Source organism: Bacillus sp. V3B, assembly GCF_024494465.1.
Classification (GTDB): Bacteria; Bacillota; Bacilli; order Bacillales; family Cytobacillaceae; genus Bacillus_BD.
In genome coordinates this window covers 1-17,598 of the sequence record NZ_JAETXM010000027.1, presented here as the reverse complement: position 1 = coordinate 17,598, position 17,598 = coordinate 1, and the positions used below count along the sequence as shown (strand labels likewise).

Sequence of the window (17,598 nt, the reverse complement as noted above, 5' to 3'; positions counted from 1 at the left end):
CTGTCTTTATCCTGTTTTTGGAAGCTTTATTTTAGATGAATATTAATGTCTGATTCATTTGTGATAACCCCAATTTGATAGGCTTTTTCACCAGAAGAATTGAAATGCTCGATGACAGCCGCTGCGTCTTGTTCATCAACAGCAATTACCATACCTGTCCCCATATTAAAAATATTGTACATTTCTTTCCTATCAAGTTCTCCAATGGATTCCATTAGTTTAAAGACAGGGGGAACTTCCCAATTGGCTTCTGTTAACTCGGCACCAAGGCCTTCAGGAAGCATCCGCGGAATATTTTCAATAAAACCGCCTCCTGTAATATGGGCAATTCCTTTTAATGGAAACTTCTCAATAGCTGCCAAGACAGATTTGACATAAATTTTTGTTGGACGCAATAATTCTTCACCCAATGTACAGCCTAGTTCTTCGACATGATCATTCAAAGCCATACCAGCTTGTTCTAAAAAGATCTTACGAACGAGTGAATAACCATTGCTATGAATGCCACTTGAAGCCAAGCCAATTAATATATCACCTTGCTTGATTTCTTTTCCAGTAATAATAGCACTTTTTTCACATGCCCCAACCGCAAATCCAGCAAGGTCATACTCCTCTTCACTGTACATACCTGGCATTTCTGCGGTTTCACCACCAACAAGAGCACATCCTGCTTGTTCGCAACCATCGGCAATACCTTTGACAATCGCTTCAATTTTTACCGGCTCTGCTTTACCACAAGCGATATAGTCAAGGAAATAAATTGGCTCTGCTCCTTGCACTACGATATCATTTACACACATAGCAACAGCATCAATGCCGATCGTGTCATGGCGATCCATCATAAAAGCAAGCATTAGCTTTGTCCCAACACCATCCGTGCCGGATACTAATACAGGTTCCTTCAAATTTAATGTGGATAAATCAAACATTCCACCAAATCCACCTAAACCACCAAGTACGCCCGGTCTAATTGTCTTTTGTACATGCTTTTTCATTCTTGAAACAGCCTCGTATCCGGCTTCGATATTTACACCTGCTTGTTCATATGCTTTTGCCATACCGATCCTCCAATTAACCATGATAAAAAACGCAACTATTCTGCCAACCCTCCCCACATAACGCGGCAAGGTTGGCACTAGATCATTTAATTATTTGTTTTATTTTTTCACAAGTTCTTCAGCTTTTTCAATTTCTTCTTTTGATATATGAATATCTTCATAAATTTCAGTTGGATAATTTCCAGTAAAGCAGGCAAGACAATGGCCGCGTGTTTCTCCGCTACCTTCATTGCCAATTGCATCTAGCATGCCTTCTGTACTAATAAAAGTTAACGTATCCGCTTCAATTTCACGTCTAATCTCTTCTACTGAATTATCCGCTGCAATGAGTTCATCTCGATTTGACGTATCAATTCCATAAAAGCAAGGATTTTTAAGAGGTGGTGAACTGATGACAACATGAACTTCTGTCGCCCCAGCATCACGAAGCATTCGAACAATTCTTCTACTTGTTGTTCCTCTTACGATCGAATCATCCACCATAATTACCCTTTTTCCCTCTACCACTCCACGAACAGGAGAAAGCTTCATCTTAACCCCTTGTTCTCTTAAAGCCTGGGTAGGTTGAATAAATGTACGTCCAACATAACGGTTTTTGATTAACCCTAATTCATACGGTATTCCAGCAGCTTCCGCATATCCAATCGCAGCAGAAATACTAGAATCAGGAACCCCTGTTACGACATCTGCTTCAATTTTTATTTCTTCAGCTAGCTGTTTACCAAGTCGTTTACGAGCTGAATGAACATTGATTCCATTAATATTGCTATCAGGACGAGCAAAATATACATATTCCATCATGCACATTGCCTGATTTGATGCATGTGCAAATCTTTCAGATTGTAAGCCATTATCATCAATGATTAGTAACTCACCTGGTAAAATATCACGGATAAATTCTGCTCCTGCTACATCAAACGCACAAGTTTCTGAAGCAACGACATAAGCATCACCAATTTTACCAAGCGATAATGGACGCATTCCGTTTGGATCAACAGCAACCATTAACTGAGTTTCTGTCATAATCAGAAAAGCATAAGCCCCTTTTACCATGCTTAACGCATTTTTGATACGATCTTTAAATGGATAATTTCCCCCACGTCTAATTAAATGGGCTAATACTTCTGTATCTGAACTTGTTTGGAAAATACTTCCCTGTCCTTCAAGTTGATTCTTTAACTGATTAGCATTGACTAAATTACCATTATGGGCAAGAGCAAGACTTCCAGTTTGAAAATGAAAAACAAGAGGTTGGACATTCTCATAGCCGCTTCCTCCTGCTGTCGCATAGCGAACATGACCAATCGCAGAAGTCCCATATTTAAGCTCTTCCATTACTTCAGATGTATAGATTTCCGTTACAAGTCCTTCACCTTTTACACCTTTTAACTTTTCCCCATCCGTAACGGCAATTCCTGTCCCTTCTTGGCCACGGTGTTGCAGAGCATGAAGCCCGTAATACGTAATTTGAGCTGCATCAGGATGCCCCCAAACCGCAAAGACTCCACATTCTTCGTTTAACCCTTTTAATTCAGCAAGCATGGAATAGCTCCTCTCCAAGCCTTCTCCAATGTTTCAACAGGAGTATCGATAATCGTTTCTCCTTCATGAACCATTTGAAATATTGGTTGTTTTGTAACTTCACCAATAAGAACGGCCGATGTTACTTTTTCGAATTCACTTTGATGTTCTTTTCTAACCGTAAGAAGAAAACGTGATTGCGATTCGCTAAACAAAGCAGATATTGGATTACCCGTTGTATTGACTTTTACTCCTAATCCATTCGAACCAATTGCACTTTCTGCCAACGCTACAGCAAGACCACCTTCAGCTAAATCGTGAGCTGAAGAAACAAGTCCTTGTTGAATCGCTTCAAGAACGGCCTTTTGATTCTTTTCTTCTACTTCTAAATCTAACTCAGGTGCTTTTCCGAAAATTTTACCTGATGTTAACTTTTGTAACTCACTTCCACCAAATTCATCCTTAGTCTCACCTAATAGATAAACTAAATCTCCTGCAGCTTTAAAGGCCTGTGTCGTAATATGGTCAATATCCTTTACAAGTCCAACCATCCCAACAACAGGTGTTGGATAAACAGCCTCTCCGTTTGTTTCGTTATATAGAGATACGTTTCCACCGATAACTGGTGTTTTAAGAACCGTACATGCTTCACTCATGCCATCTGTTGCTTTTTCAATTTGCCAGAAGATTTCTGGTTTCTCTGGGTTACCAAAGTTTAGACAGTCTGTAATGGCAAGCGGTTCTGCTCCTGATGCAACAATATTTCTAGCTGCTTCTGCAACCGCAATTTTACCACCTGTTTCAGGGTCCAAGTAAAGGTAACGAGAATTACAGTCTGTTGTCATGGCAAGTGCTTTTCTTGTTCCACGAATACGAATAACTGCAGCATCTGAACCTGGAGAAACAACTGTATTTGTACGAACCATATAATCATATTGATCATATACCCATTCCTTGCTAGCAATCGTGGGCTGCTGTAAAAGCTTTACAAGCGTGTCTTCTACATTGTCAACAGCAGGAATCTCAAGTTTCATCGCTTGAAACTCACGATACTGTGCAGGCTCTTCTGAAGGTTTGTGATAGACTGGTGCTTCTTCTGCAAGTGCATCTGCAGGAACATCTGCCACTACTTCTCCTTTATGAATAAGTCGTAGCATTTTATCGTCAGTTACTTTTCCAACTGCCACTGCTTCAAGATCGTATTTATCAAAAATTTGTTGAATTTCTGCTTCACGACCAGCTGTTACAACAAGTAGCATACGCTCTTGTGATTCAGAAAGCATCATTTCATAAGCAGTCATTCCTGTTTCACGTTGTGGAACTAAATCAAGATTCATTTCAATTCCTGAACCAGCTTTACTTGCCATTTCTGCTGATGAACTTGTAAGTCCTGCAGCTCCCATATCTTGAATACCAACAAGTGCATCCGATTTTACTACTTCAAGACAAGCTTCAAGCAACAACTTCTCCATGAATGGATCGCCTACTTGAACGGCTGGGCGCTTTGCTTCTGAGTCTTCTGTTAATTCCTCGGAAGCAAATGTAGCACCATGAATTCCATCCCGGCCTGTTTTTGCTCCAACATACATAACGGTGTTTCCTACCCCACGCGCTTGACCTTTTTGAATATCTTTATGATCAATGAGCCCTACGCACATAGCATTTACTAATGGATTTCCGTCATAAGAAGGATCAAACTGTATTTCTCCACCAACGGTTGGAATTCCAATACAGTTTCCGTAACCAGCAATCCCTGCCACGATTTCTTTGAAAAGGTAGCGTACACGTGCTGATGAATCAAGTTCACCAAAACGAAGAGAGTTCAATATAGCAACTGGTCTTGCTCCCATTGAAAATACATCACGGATAATCCCACCTACGCCTGTTGCCGCACCTTGATAAGGCTCGATGGCTGAAGGATGGTTATGACTTTCGATTTTAAAGGCAACAGCTTGCCCATCACCGATGTCAACAATACCAGCCCCTTCTCCTGGTCCTTGAAGTACATGTTCCCCTGTTACCGGGAACTTTCGTAATACTGGTTTTGAGTTTTTATAACTACAGTGTTCAGACCACATGACTGAAAAAAGTCCAAGTTCTGTATAATTTGGCAGATGTCCAAGGATGTTTTCAACCATCGCAAACTCTTCAGTTGTCAAGCCCATCGTTTTATATATTTCTTCTTGTTTAATTTGCTCCGGACTTGGTTCAAGCATTAACGACATTTGATTCCCTCCATTGTTTGACGATTGATTGGAATAATTTCAGACCATCAGCTCCACCAAGCAGTTCATCAACCGCTCTTTCCGGATGCGGCATCATGCCTAATACATTCCCTTTTCCATTTGTAATTCCCGCAATATTTTCAAGACTACCATTAGGATTAGTTCCTTCATACGTGAACACAATCTGATTATTTTTCTTTAACTGCGCAAGTGTTTCTTCATCACAGTGATAGTTTCCTTCTCCATGGGCAATCGGAATATTTATGACTTCGTTAGGTTGATAAACATTTGAAAACATCGTTTCATTGTTTACAACTTTCAAATCAGTTGGACGACAAATGAATTTTAAGCTTTCATTTCTTTTCATGGCCCCTGGGAGTAAACCAGCTTCAAGTAAAATTTGAAACCCGTTACATACACCTAATACAGGCTTTCCGGCATTAGCGGCTTTGACAACTTCTTTCATGATATTACTAAATTGGGCAATTGCACCGGTACGTAAATAATCTCCATAAGAAAAACCACCTGGGAGTAAAACACCGTCAAATCCCTCAAGGCTTTCTGTATCATGCCACACATATTCTACTTCTTCTCCCAATTCATCTTTAATGGCATGGTACATATCTATATCACAGTTCGATCCTGGAAAAACGATGACTGCAAACTTCACTGAGCAACAGCCTCCTCAATTTCGTAACGATAATCTTCAATAACTGGATTTGCCAGTAAACGATCACATACTTCTTTCACGACTTCTTCAACTGGACGTTCTGATTTCTCAACTGCTAATTCCATATATTTACCAATACGTACATCAGCAATTTCGTTATACTCCATTGCATGCAGTGAATGCATAACGGCAGTTCCTTGTGGGTCTAATACACTTTCTCTTAATGTTACATAAACCTTAACTTTATACATGTTACTGACCTCCCAATTTGGCTAAAATGATTTCATAAACATCCGTTAAATTTCCTAAGTCACGGCGAAAAACATCCTTATCAAGCTTTGCATTCGTCTTTTCATCCCAAAGGCGACAAGTATCAGGGGATATTTCGTCTGCTAACACAATTTTTCCTGAAGCATCTTTTCCAAATTCAAGTTTAAAATCGACAAGACGAATTCCGAGATCTGCGAAAAGGCTCGATAGTACTGAATTCACTTGAAGTGCCTTTTCCTTTAGTTCTTCTCGCTCTGCTACGCTCGCAAGTTGAAGTTCTTCAATATGATCATCTGTTAATAGAGGATCTCCCAGTTCATCATCTTTATAGTAAAATTCAACAATTGGTTTTGTTAATGGTGTGCCTTCTTTAATCCCTAATCTAGATGAAAAGCTTCCTGCAGCTATGTTGCGGACAACTGTTTCAAGAGGAATAATGGTAACCTTTTTAACAAGCTGTTCTGTTTCAGAAAGGCGTTCAATAAAATGAGATTCAATTCCCTTTTCCTTTAACTTCATAAAAATCAAACTTGTTATTTCATTATTTAGGCGGCCTTTACCTTGGATTTCTTCTTTTTTTACACCATTAAAGGCAGTTGCAGAATCCTTATATTCAATCCAAACAATCTGTTCATCATTTGTAGCATATATTTTTTTGGCCTTGCCTTCATAAAGCAGTGCACCTTTTTCCATTCGGAAAGCCCCCTCTTGTGGTAGGACTGTCTCATCAAGTATCTGACACCTTTACTTTTGGGACAGTCCCATTTTTATTCTTATCTTATAAACCTAAACGTTCAAATATAGTATCTACATTTTTTAGGTGATAGTTGTAATCAAAACAATCAGCAATTTCTTCCTCAGATAGCTTAGATGTAATTTTTTCTTCTGATTCAACTAAAGTACGGAATGGTACTTGAGTTTCCCAAGCTTCCATTGCTTTAGGCTGCACAGTATCATATGCTTCTTCTCTCGCTAGGCCTTTGTCAATCAAAGCAAGAAGAACGCGTTGGGAATAAATTAATCCAAGTGTACTTTCCATATTACGTTTCATATTTTCTGGGAATACGGTTAAGTTTTTCACAATATTACCAAAGCGATTGAGCATATAATTCAATGCAATTGTTGCATCAGGGATGATGATTCTTTCCGCTGAAGAATGTGAAATATCTCTTTCATGCCAAAGTGGTACATTTTCGTAAGCTGTCATCATATAACCGCGAATCACGCGAGCCAAACCGGTCATATTTTCTGAACCAATTGGATTTCGTTTGTGCGGCATTGCAGATGATCCTTTTTGACCTTTTGCAAAAGCTTCTTCTACTTCACGGATTTCACTTTTTTGCAAACCACGAATTTCAACAGCAAATTTTTCAATTGAAGTCGCAATCAAAGCGATAGTAGACATATAATGTGCATGACGATCACGTTGTAATGTTTGAGTTGAAATTGGTGCGGGTTTTGTGCCAAGCTTCTCACATACATATTGTTCAACAAATGGATCAATATTAGCGTACGTTCCAACTGCCCCAGAAATTTTACCATACTCGATGCCTTCAGCTGCTTGTTTAAACCGTTCCAAATTACGTTTCATTTCTTCATACCAAAGGGCTATTTTCAAACCAAGTGTTGTTGGTTCAGCATGAACACCGTGGGTCCGCCCCATCATTACTGTATATTTATGTTCTTGGGCTTTATTTTTTAAAATTCCAATGAAGTTTTCAATATCTTTTAAAAGAATATTATTGGCCTGTTTGATTAAATAAGACCAAGCTGTATCTACAACGTCTGTAGATGTTAGACCATAATGAACCCATTTTCTTTCTTCGCCTAATGTTTCAGAAACAGCACGGGTAAAGGCTACAACATCATGTCTTGTTTCCTGTTCAATTTCATAAATTCGATTAATATCAAAAGAGGCTTTTTCACGAATCTTAGCTACGTCTTCCTTAGGAATGACTCCAAGTTCTGCCCAAGCTTCATCTGCTAATATTTCAACTTCCAACCATGCTTTAAAACGATTTTCTTCTGTCCAAATGGCACCCATTTCTGGTCTTGTATAACGATCAATCATATTTCATCCTCCGATCTTTTCCATAGCTTTCTACCATATGCTGCTTTGTTCAATTTCTGTAAGAGCTTGTTCAATGGAATGACGTAAGAGCGTCACATGCCCCATCTTTCTTTTTTGTTTTGCCTCTTTTTTACCATACAAATGAATTTTCCAGTCTTTTACTTCAGGTATTTTCTCAATCACACTTGCTTGATGTTCCCCGAGGATATTAACCATGACTGCCGGTTTTAACAATTCTGTATTTGCTAAAGGCCAATTACAAACAGCGCGAATATGTTGTTCGAATTGAGATGTTTCACACGCCTCAATCGTATAGTGTCCAGAATTATGTGGTCTTGGTGCGAGTTCATTCACATAAAGGTCATCACCGGTTAAAAACATTTCAACAGCTAATGTACCTACAAGTTGGAATTTTTCAGCAAGTTGAATAGCTTTTTCGATAGCCGTTTCTTTTGCCTTTTCACTAATTCTTGCCGGAACAATTGTCTCATGTAAAATATTTTCACGGTGAATATTTTCTCCCACCGGGAAAACTGCCGTTTCGCCGTTGGCATTTCGACAAACAATAACAGAAATCTCCTTTTCAAAAGGAACCCATTTCTCCAATACACAAGTTCCAGCTTGTAAAAGTAAAGCTGCTTCCGAAACTTGTTCTTCACTACGAATAACAAACTGTCCTTTTCCGTCATAGCCTCCTCTCGCTGTCTTTAACACAGCAGGAAACCCAAGCTTCTTCAGATTGTCATAAATATCCGTTTCGTTTTCAATAACGGCATACGGGGCAACCTCTACACCCGCATTTTGGATCGCCTCTTTTTCTTTTGTGCGATCTTGTGTAATTTCAAGTAACTTCACACCTTGTGGTACATACGTATTTTCATTCAGCCATTGTAAACAATCTGCATCAATGTTTTCAAATTCATATGTGATCACGTCGCTTACTGCAGCAAGCTTTTGAATCGCTTTAATATCACCATAATCACCATTAATGGTGGTATCAGCGACTTGACCACAGGGACAGTCTTCTGTTGGATCAAGGACAGCAATGCGAAATCCTTGTGCTTTTGCAGATAAAGCCATCATCCTTCCAAGTTGTCCGCCACCAATAATCCCTATTGTTTGTCCTGGTAAAACGACTTTATTAGCCAAGCTGATCACTACTTTCTATCGCCGTTTCTTTCATTTCTTGCCGATATTGTTCTAATCGATCTGCTAATTCAGTATCAACTATCGAAAGAATTTGCGCCGCCAATAACCCTGCATTTTTAGCACCAGCTGTTCCGATTGCTACGGTTGCTACCGGCACACCACCAGGCATTTGTACAATAGACAAGAGTGAATCGAGTCCATTTAAGGCCTTGGATTGAACAGGCACACCGATTACAGGTAATGTTGTCTTTGCCGCTACCATTCCTGGTAAATGGGCCGCTCCGCCTGCTCCAGCTATAATGACCTTTAACCCTTTCTCTCGTGCTTCCTCTGCATATTCAAACATCAAATCTGGAGTTCGATGTGCAGATACCACTTTCTTTTCAAATGGTATTTCAAATGTTTCAAGAATTTCGCAGGCATGTCTCATCGTTTCCCAATCTGATTTGCTGCCCATTATGACTCCTACTTGAGCCTTCATATAATCCCTCCCACAGATCTACATCAATTAGTTATATAAACACTAAAATTCACTTACTCAACATGATTCATACCAAACATCCAATTAAAATTCAAACTAATTCATTAAAAAAGCCCAGACAGAAGCCTTTCTCAGGTAAGAGAAAGAAATCTGTTCGGGCTACAAAGGAAGTTTAACTGACATGGACGAATAGAGCCCTAGCGTTCTATTCATGAGATGGTTACCGGGCAATTAACTTTCCCTCATAGTCCGATCATTTATGGTAATCAGGTAGAAACTTATAGGCCATATTCCCATTATTATACGAGGGCATATTAAATTATTTCGTTACTCCCATTTAACAATGAATTTCGACAATTGTCAACATAAAACGCCGAACGATTTTATCATTACCAATTTTATTGTTCGGATTTAAATTCACTCCATTTTTCTTACCTCAAATACAATTTGTCTACCTGCTGGTTCATACAATACTTCGTTATTGTCCATTTTTTCTTGAAAAATTGGCTTTTCAGTTCTTCTTATTGGTGTGTAGCCATCTTTGTGAATCCGGTCTAAACATTGACTAACAGTTTCATGATCCTGTACTTCATAGGTCTTTTTGGGACTATTATTCTTCATTAATTGACAATGTTCCCTTCATATTTAATTAAATTGTCTTCCCTAATAGTAGCATTTCCTTTATTTATCTTCATTAACAAACAAAAACAACATCTAACTCTCAAATGATGTTTTTGTTTGTTTCTTGTTTAAATATATCCGTGATTTTGATGGGTTATCTGCAATTTTTAACTAAATATCCATAATTTTCACCCATATATCCGTAATTCAACATTTCCTTGTTTGTTTATAACCACCATCTCCCCTTGCGCAAGATTCGTAAATATAATCGGTATTATAATAGAAGGAACATGTTCTTTAAGATAATTCAAATCACCGTTTAGTAAAGGCTGACCTTTTTCCACCTGATCATTTGCAGTCACTAAAACTTCAAAACCTTGACCTTTCAGATTAACTGTATCAATTCCAACATGAATCAAAATTTCGCGACCTGTATTAGAAAGAATTTCAATCGCATGTTTTATAAGGAATAAATCAACAATTTTTCCGTCAACAGGAGATACAACAGTACCTTCAGTCGGGAGAATAGCAAAACCATCCATAAACCAACTGGAATCACGATCCACGCATTTGTCTGTGGATTGATTAACCCAAATAAAATATAGTCTATCAACCCGCCAGAGAAGGTCATACCGATTTTTATATTTAATAAATGCATGGTCATAATGGATATACTTTACCCATAAATCACTATTTCATTTTGATCTCTTTGAATTGGATTATGTTTCGATAACATCTTCATCATCTCAAGTATTTTATTACTTACATTTAAAACAAAAAGACTGTAGATAAACTCGTTTTTTTCGAGTCTGTCTACAGTCTGAATCAACTAATTAACTAGTTGATTTCTTATACTTATTTCGATCCTTTTTATTATTTTAAGAAAATAAAGTACAGAACAAAGATAACAAATAACAAATACATAATTGGATGTATTTCCTTTTTACGACCTTTGACAAGCATTGTAATTGGATAGAAGATAAATCCGATTGCAATACCTGTAGCAATACTATAAGTTAGCGGCATTGCAAGGATGATTAAAAAAGCAGGAACAGCAATTTCAAATTTCGTCCAATCAATCTTCCCTAATGAAGCAACCATCAAAACACCGACAATGATTAAAGCAGGTGCTGTAACCGCTGATGTAATAACTGACAATACTGGGAAGAAGAACAACGATAACAAGAATAATAAAGCTGTTACAACAGACGCAAACCCTGTTCGTGCACCAGCGGCAACCCCTGATGATGATTCGACATAAGAAGTCGTTGTAGAAGTTCCAAATACCGCTCCAGCAACGGTTGCACAAGAATCAGCAAAAAGAGCTTTACCTGCACGTGGTAGTTTATTTTCCTTCATTAAGCCGGCTTGGTTTGCAACACCTACTAAAGTTCCAGCAGTATCAAAGAAATCAACAAATAAGAACGTTAAAACAACCACAAGCATTTGCGTGGAGAAAAATGAGCTATCTCCAAAAGCTTTAAAAGCTGCTCCAAAAGTCGGAGCCACACTAGGAATTGCACCAACAACCTTGTCAGGAATAGCGATTAATCCTGCGACCATTCCAACGATTGCCGTAATTACCATACCGATAAAAATTCCACCGTTAATCCCTTTAGTCATTAAGATAACGGTAATAATAATTCCGAAAATCGCTAGTAGTACACCACCATCAGAAAAGTCACCCAACCCGACTAGAACTGCATCATCATTTATAATAATTTCAGCACTTTGAGCACCGACAAAAGTAATAAATAATCCGATTCCAGCACTTACTGCATATTTTAATTCAGTAGGAATTGCGTTAATAATTTTTTCACGAATACCCGTAAGTGTTAAAAGAATAAAAACAAGTCCTGAGATAAGAACCCCACCTAGTGCATGCTGCCAAGGGATTCCCATTGTTAAAACAACCGTATAAGCAAAGAAAGCATTTAAGCCCATGCCTGGTGCTAGCGCAATTGGATATTTGGCAAGCAACCCCATTATGAGGGTACCAATCGCAGCTGAGATCGCTGTGGCAACAAATACTGCACCCATGTCCATTCTCATTTCATCTGGTAAACCAGGTACATCTGCTAATGAAAGAACAAGCGGATTGACAACTAAAATATATGCCATAGCTAAAAAGGTTGTCAGCCCTCCGATCATTTCTCGACGATAACTTGTTCCAAGTTCTTCAAATTGAAAATACTTCTTCATGGTGTATCCTCCCAATAAATTAGTTCTTAAAACTTAGCTTTGTTATATACTGAGAAAATGTATAAGAATTTAACGTAATAGAGTCCATATTATTTATATAATAACCATACTAACCAACTATCACGCACATTCTTTTTCAGCAAAAACAAATAGCACTCCGAAATAAGTATCGAAGTGCTTGACTACAATAAATGACAAATAAGAGAAAAATAAAAAAATTCCTCATTATTACCTCGTAGTCAAGCTATTTACGGTAGCTTGGTAGATACTTATGGGCCATATCCCCAAAATTATACGACATTTTACGACAAAATAACTGCTTCATTATTTTATCAGCCTAATAAATAGACGTCAACAAGAAAAGCGAACATTAATTATGTCCGCTTTTCTGAATGTTCGTATTTTATTCCCACTCAATCGTTGCTGGTGGCTTGCTCGTAATATCATACACCACTCTATTGATATGGCTCACTTCATTTACAATACGTGTTGAAATAACTTCCAACACATCCCATGGAATACGTGCCCAATCTGACGTCATTCCATCAATCGATGTAACGGCACGAATACCAATCGTATAATCATACGTACGTGCATCACCCATGACTCCTACACTTCGAATATCAGGTAACACCGTAAAGTATTGCCAGATTTCACGCTCTAAACCAGCCTTTTTAATTTCTTCTCTTAAAATATGGTCTGATTCACGAACAATTTCCAACTTTTCATCCGATAAAGCTCCTAATACACGAATGCCTAGGCCTGGTCCTGGGAAAGGCTGGCGCCATACAATTTCATCAGGAATTCCAAGTTCCGTTCCTAATGCACGTGCTTCATCTTTGAACAATGTGTTTAACGGTTCAATTAGCTTAAACTGCATATCTTCAGGTAAACCACCAACATTATGGTGTGATTTAATCGTTTGCGCTGTCGCGGTGCCACTCTCAATAATATCTGTGTAAAGCGTTCCCTGTGCTAGAAATTCAATTCCCTCAAGCTTTGTTGCTTCATCGTCAAACACATAAATGAACTCGTTCCCAATGATTTTACGTTTCTTTTCTGGATCACTAACACCTTCTAACTTTGAGAGGAAGCGGTCCCTCGCATCAACTTTAATCACATTCATGTGGAAGCCTTCTCTAAAAGTTTTCATGACACTTTCTGCTTCACCTTTACGAAGAAGTCCGTTATCCACAAAAATACAAGTTAACTGATCACCAATTGCTTTATGAATCAAAACAGCCACAACAGAGGAGTCTACCCCACCACTCAAGCCACATAGAACTTTTCTATCGCCAACTGTTTGACGAATTTTCTCCATCTCAATTTCAATAAAGTTTTCCATTGACCAATCGCCTTTACAATTACATACAGAAAAAACAAAGTTTTTCAACATTCCTGTACCATAAACGGAATGCTGTACTTCAGGATGAAATTGAACAGCGTATAAATTTCTCTCCTTATTACTCATAGAAGAAATAGGACAAGAAGCACTTGTTGCATCAACACTGAAACCAGGTGGAGCTTCCACGACAAGATCTCCATGGCTCATCCAAACTACTTGTTCAGATGGTAACTCTGCAAATAGCTTTGATTCATTTTGTATTTGTATAGACGCTTTTCCGTATTCACGATGTGTAGCTGGCTCTACCTTACCCTTAAAATGCTTTGTCATTAATTGCATTCCATAGCAAATACCTAAAATAGGAATACCTAGTTCAAAAATCTCTTCGTCACAACGAAAAGCATTTTCATCATAGACACTATTTGGACCACCCGAAAAAATAATACCCTTCGGATTGATCTTTTTTATTTCTTCTGCCGTAATCGTATGAGGATGTAACTCACTATACACCCCAAATTCCCTTATTCTTCTTGTTATTAACTGATTATACTGACTTCCAAAATCAAGTACGATAACCATTTCCTGATTTTCTAACATTACTTTCCCCATCAGTGTATTCACCCCATCATTATTTAGTCATACTGCTATTATTCTCTAATTAACGATAAATCTCCACATAAAAATGATTTTTTCGACAATAATTAAGTAAAAAAAGCGCAAGCGCCTTGATCAGTCCCGACAATCATAAGACGAATCATACAGAAAACCCTGACTTTTAGAGTGATTTAACTTATGACCCAAGGGGCTGGCGCTAGAGCTGGATACAGATAACTAATACAACTTATCCACATTACAATTACTCTATAGTTTCACTAAACAATAAAAAAAGAATTCCCCTCCATCAGAAGGCAGAATTCTTTAACGTTCAGAACCTGTCTTCATAGTCAAATCATTTACGGTGATTTGGCAGAAACTTTCGAACCATATTATCGAAGGTATACGAAGGTAATTATTCTTATTCCGAACAACATTGTATCAATAGGTTATTTTTGTGGTCAAGCCATTGTCCTTTTAATTAAATTTTCCCATAATTCACGCATTCTCTTCCAAGCATCTTTCTCCAAACAATTACCATACAAATATCGTTCATACTCGACAGTCAACAAGGTCATTTCATTTGTCGAAAAATATTGATCGATAGACTGCCCATACTCTCTTAATGTTTGCCCATTCTCTCGGTTCAATCCGTAGCGATTCAATTGCTTTAATAAAACATGATACGCTTCGACAAAACTTTCTTCCTTCTCCACATGCTTAAATTTCCAAATATAATAAATAGGAAACCACCTTACTCGAATCTGATAAATAGAATACCCAGCACCAATTACAATGAAAACAGCTAGTAAAGTCCAGCCTTGATGATTAGTAAAAAACTCTTTTACACCCTTCCACATTTCCAGAAGAGAGAATTTCTTATTTTCCTCAGTAGGTTCTACAATACCAGTCTCTACATTATTCTCTTCTACCTGTTCCTCCCGTTCCGCTGGGACACTGGCTTCTATACTTCCATCCTGTTCTTCCTCAAGAGAGTAGCTTCCATCATTTGTAAAACCTGGTGTTGGTTCAAATGAAATCCAACCCACTTGTGGAAAATATACTTCTACCCAAGAGTGGGCATTGTTATTTGTAATTTCGTATATGCTCAATTCTTTATCCATACCAAGATATTCACCTTCAGTATATCCTTTCACCCATCTCGCTGGGATATCAAGTGACCTTAGTAGCACCACCATTGAGGTGGAAAAATTATCACAATACCCCCTCATCGTTTCAAATAAAAATTGATCAACGTAATCTTGTTCTTCCTCAGGAACTAATACATTTTTCGTATCATATGAAAAATTCGTTCCTTTTAAAAATTGTTCTACTGCCTTTGCTTGATCATACCAATTTTGATGCCCCATTGTTAGTTTAACTGCCAAATCTTCTACCCGTTGTGGCACATGATCAGGCAGCTGAGTGTATTGCGAAATAAATTCAGTACCCAAATTAGCAGAATTTACATCTTCAGTCGTTTTTAAATCCGTTATCCTATATTTAGGAATGTCAAATGTAACCGAATAATTTCCCATTACAACAGGTTCCGATCCTTCAAATGAATATATCTTCTCTATAGAAGGATCTACTTCATAAGAATAACCGCTTCCTGATTGAATGGTTTTGATCCCTAAAGGATATATAACATGAAGATACTCTTTTACTGGATAAACGGTGCTTGTTTCAACTGTTTTGTCAATTCCATCATTCTCTGCAAATGAAACAATTGGAACAGCACGATCCTTTCTAAACGGAACTCGTTCTTCCCCTTCGCCAGAGTGAATCCATCCCTTACCTGTATATATATCTTTTGTTTCCACCTTCCAGTAGTGAGGCGATTCCACTTCTGTTCGAAAAACAACTGTAGAATCCCCAATAATAGACCCACCAAGTGTCGTATCATCTTCCCCGTAACCAACTCGTTTTGCTCCACTTCCTCCCTTTTCATTTAACAATTGAATAAAGGGAACTGGATCCGGCCAAATGGGATCAGCCTTCGGAAGTACATATCCAAGGAAAGCACTTGAAACAACCATGACTGATAAAGGGATTATCCATTTACGAGTAATAGCATCTCCTGTTTCAACCTTTTTTTTATTTACTAAACGTCGAAAAGTTAAGATTCCCATTAAAACAAAACCAACTAGAACCGTTCTTACAATTGCGCCACTCGCATCATACGGAGTAAAAGTATCAAGAACGGTTATATACATGAGCGTCATAAAGAAAAAAAGGAAGATTTGATTGCGGATCATAAGCCAATAATGGAGAAGATAAACGATTAACCACAACAAAAGAAAAAATAAAAAACTTTTAAATAAATGAGAAAGATCGTTCCAATTTTTTGAGAAAATAAGGGCTAGATTTGTCTTAAAGTCTAATAGAAAAGAAGAAATCCAATCTAACTGAAAAAAACTCCCTTCAAAATAGAGAAAATACAGAGAATAAGCGATTACAGTTCCTTTTAATAAAACGCCAATAAGAAGAGGAACTTGAAAAAGAGAAAGAAGAAAGGAGACAGTAAGAAACATAAGAAACACCCAAATTTCTGCTGTTTCTGATAGAATTTCAATAGGCCAAATCCATTCTAATAATAAAAGAAACCCAAAGATATATAGAAAAAAAGAAGGTATATTCTTTTGTTTCCTCATCCCCTACTCACCTCCGAAAGCCCAGTTAGAAAACTGCCCCTCATGAATGAATGCAACTCTTATTCCTCGCATTTTAGCCCTCTCTTTCATCGATTGCTCGGTTAGAGTGACTGAATCCCCTGCTGCTTTTATAACAAAGATCACAACTGGGTAGTTTCTAGTAGTAAATCGGCTAGTTATTTCAATAAGAGGGGTGGATAAATGGGCTGTTACAAGCATCAACATTGCTTTTTGTTGCAATAAAAGACTCTCTGTTCCTAGCACTTGGTCAAATGAAACAGGACAATTATCCTTCGCCTGAGCTAGCTGATAAAATAACTGTTGTCTATTCACTTCCCCTCCATAAATAGGCATAGATACTCTTTCATTATCTACAGATAAACAACCAACTTGAATCCCTTTACGCAAAAGAGCTTGTCCAAGGGAAGCGGTAAAAGAGACCGTTGTTTCAAATCGATGATCCGGTGCACAATCCATCGTGATGAACACGTCTCTTGATTGACTTTGTTCAAACTCCTTTGTTACCATCCCATTTCTCTTCGCAGATGCTTTCCAGTCAATCCACGAAAAGCGGTCACCTGGCCGATACTCTCGAATCCCCACTACCATAGATGTTTCTCTTTGAATACGACTCTTTGAAACATTCATTCCTTGATCAACATTCAAAAAAGGTCCATCCATAAATTCTTCATATGCAGGATAGACCAATAGTTTCTCTTCTAAATTTATGTGTTTTT

At 38.0% G+C, this 17,598-nt stretch carries 14 protein-coding genes, 1 pseudogene and 3 riboswitches; all 15 genes and pseudogenes read right to left on the bottom strand.

Going from position 1 to position 17,598, the window contains the following annotated elements; genetic code table 11:
* Positions 1-26 precede the first annotated feature (26 nt).
* Positions 27-1,058: a phosphoribosylformylglycinamidine cyclo-ligase gene (purM, locus tag JMM81_RS19395; RefSeq protein ID WP_256243185.1), complete on the bottom strand. Its 1,032-nt coding sequence runs from the start codon at positions 1,056-1,058 to the stop codon at positions 27-29.
* A 99-nt stretch (positions 1,059-1,157) separates the two neighbouring features.
* Entirely contained in the window at positions 1,158-2,600 is a 1,443-nt protein-coding gene (purF, locus tag JMM81_RS19390) for an amidophosphoribosyltransferase (RefSeq protein WP_256243184.1), read from the bottom strand.
* On the bottom strand, positions 2,585-4,804 hold the full coding sequence (gene purL / locus JMM81_RS19385) for a phosphoribosylformylglycinamidine synthase subunit PurL (protein ID WP_256243183.1): 2,220 nt from the start codon (positions 4,802-4,804) through the stop codon (positions 2,585-2,587). Before purL ends, purF begins: the two co-directional genes overlap by 16 nt.
* Complete coding sequence (gene purQ / locus JMM81_RS19380) at positions 4,788-5,474, bottom strand: phosphoribosylformylglycinamidine synthase subunit PurQ (RefSeq protein WP_256243182.1); 687 nt, start codon at positions 5,472-5,474, stop codon at positions 4,788-4,790. The genes purL and purQ overlap by 17 nt, the downstream gene beginning before the upstream one ends.
* On the bottom strand, positions 5,471-5,725 hold the full coding sequence (gene purS, locus JMM81_RS19375; protein WP_256243181.1) for a phosphoribosylformylglycinamidine synthase subunit PurS: 255 nt from the start codon (positions 5,723-5,725) through the stop codon (positions 5,471-5,473). The genes purQ and purS overlap by 4 nt, the downstream gene beginning before the upstream one ends.
* A 1-nt stretch (position 5,726) precedes the next feature.
* Positions 5,727-6,437 carry a phosphoribosylaminoimidazolesuccinocarboxamide synthase gene (gene purC / locus JMM81_RS19370; RefSeq protein WP_256243180.1) on the bottom strand — a complete coding sequence of 237 codons (711 nt, stop codon included), beginning with the start codon at positions 6,435-6,437 and terminating at the stop codon, positions 5,727-5,729.
* Positions 6,438-6,522: 85 nt separating this feature from the next.
* Positions 6,523-7,815: an adenylosuccinate lyase gene (gene purB / locus JMM81_RS19365; protein ID WP_256243179.1), complete on the bottom strand. Its 1,293-nt coding sequence runs from the start codon at positions 7,813-7,815 to the stop codon at positions 6,523-6,525.
* Between the two features lie 30 nt (positions 7,816-7,845).
* Positions 7,846-8,964: a 5-(carboxyamino)imidazole ribonucleotide synthase gene (purK, locus tag JMM81_RS19360; protein WP_256243178.1), complete on the bottom strand. Its 1,119-nt coding sequence runs from the start codon at positions 8,962-8,964 to the stop codon at positions 7,846-7,848.
* Positions 8,957-9,445, bottom strand: coding sequence for a 5-(carboxyamino)imidazole ribonucleotide mutase (gene purE / locus JMM81_RS19355; protein WP_256243177.1), 489 nt, complete (start codon positions 9,443-9,445; stop codon positions 8,957-8,959). The genes purK and purE overlap by 8 nt, the downstream gene beginning before the upstream one ends.
* Positions 9,446-9,670: 225 nt before the next feature.
* Positions 9,671-9,772: riboswitch (purine riboswitch) on the bottom strand.
* Between the two features lie 90 nt (positions 9,773-9,862).
* The gene (locus JMM81_RS19350) at positions 9,863-10,066 is read right to left on the bottom strand and encodes an NETI motif-containing protein (RefSeq protein ID WP_256243176.1); all 204 of its coding nucleotides are present in this window, start codon (positions 10,064-10,066) and stop codon (positions 9,863-9,865) included.
* A 188-nt stretch (positions 10,067-10,254) separates the two neighbouring features.
* Positions 10,255-10,605, bottom strand: a pseudogene (locus JMM81_RS19345) (PTS sugar transporter subunit IIA); the annotation flags it as partial.
* A 334-nt stretch (positions 10,606-10,939) separates the two neighbouring features.
* The gene (locus JMM81_RS19340) at positions 10,940-12,268 is read right to left on the bottom strand and encodes an NCS2 family permease (protein WP_256243175.1); all 1,329 of its coding nucleotides are present in this window, start codon (positions 12,266-12,268) and stop codon (positions 10,940-10,942) included.
* Between the two features lie 216 nt (positions 12,269-12,484).
* Positions 12,485-12,586, bottom strand: a riboswitch (purine riboswitch).
* Between the two features lie 85 nt (positions 12,587-12,671).
* The gene (gene guaA, locus JMM81_RS19335; protein WP_375162420.1) at positions 12,672-14,210 is read right to left on the bottom strand and encodes a glutamine-hydrolyzing GMP synthase; all 1,539 of its coding nucleotides are present in this window, start codon (positions 14,208-14,210) and stop codon (positions 12,672-12,674) included.
* A gap of 324 nt (positions 14,211-14,534) precedes the next feature.
* Positions 14,535-14,636: riboswitch (purine riboswitch) on the bottom strand.
* Positions 14,637-14,668: 32 nt separating this feature from the next.
* On the bottom strand, positions 14,669-16,861 hold the full coding sequence (locus JMM81_RS19330; RefSeq protein WP_256243173.1) for a transglutaminase TgpA family protein: 2,193 nt from the start codon (positions 16,859-16,861) through the stop codon (positions 14,669-14,671).
* Positions 16,862-16,864: 3 nt separating this feature from the next.
* Positions 16,865-17,598 (bottom strand): DUF58 domain-containing protein (locus JMM81_RS19325; protein WP_256243172.1); only part of this gene is annotated, 734 nt, incomplete at its 5' end.

What these genes read in the sequence shown, in the direction of transcription:
- purS (WP_256243181.1), bottom strand. Translation starts at nt 5,725, where the DNA reads ATGTATAAAGTTAAGGTTTATGTAACATTAAGAGAAAGTGTATTAGAC.
- purB (WP_256243179.1), bottom strand. Translation starts at nt 7,815, where the DNA reads ATGATTGATCGTTATACAAGACCAGAAATGGGTGCCATTTGGACAGAA.
- guaA (WP_375162420.1), bottom strand. Translation starts at nt 14,210, where the DNA reads ATGTTAGAAAATCAGGAAATGGTTATCGTACTTGATTTTGGAAGTCAG.
- purC (WP_256243180.1), bottom strand. Translation starts at nt 6,437, where the DNA reads ATGGAAAAAGGTGCACTGCTTTATGAAGGCAAGGCCAAAAAAATATAT.
- purF (WP_256243184.1), bottom strand. Translation starts at nt 2,600, where the DNA reads ATGCTTGCTGAATTAAAAGGGTTAAACGAAGAATGTGGAGTCTTTGCG.
- JMM81_RS19350 (WP_256243176.1), bottom strand. Translation starts at nt 10,066, where the DNA reads ATGAAGAATAATAGTCCCAAAAAGACCTATGAAGTACAGGATCATGAA.
- purL (WP_256243183.1), bottom strand. Translation starts at nt 4,804, where the DNA reads ATGTCGTTAATGCTTGAACCAAGTCCGGAGCAAATTAAACAAGAAGAA.
- JMM81_RS19330 (WP_256243173.1), bottom strand. Translation starts at nt 16,861, where the DNA reads ATGAGGAAACAAAAGAATATACCTTCTTTTTTTCTATATATCTTTGGG.
- purE (WP_256243177.1), bottom strand. Translation starts at nt 9,445, where the DNA reads ATGAAGGCTCAAGTAGGAGTCATAATGGGCAGCAAATCAGATTGGGAA.
- purM (WP_256243185.1), bottom strand. Translation starts at nt 1,058, where the DNA reads ATGGCAAAAGCATATGAACAAGCAGGTGTAAATATCGAAGCCGGATAC.
- JMM81_RS19340 (WP_256243175.1), bottom strand. Translation starts at nt 12,268, where the DNA reads ATGAAGAAGTATTTTCAATTTGAAGAACTTGGAACAAGTTATCGTCGA.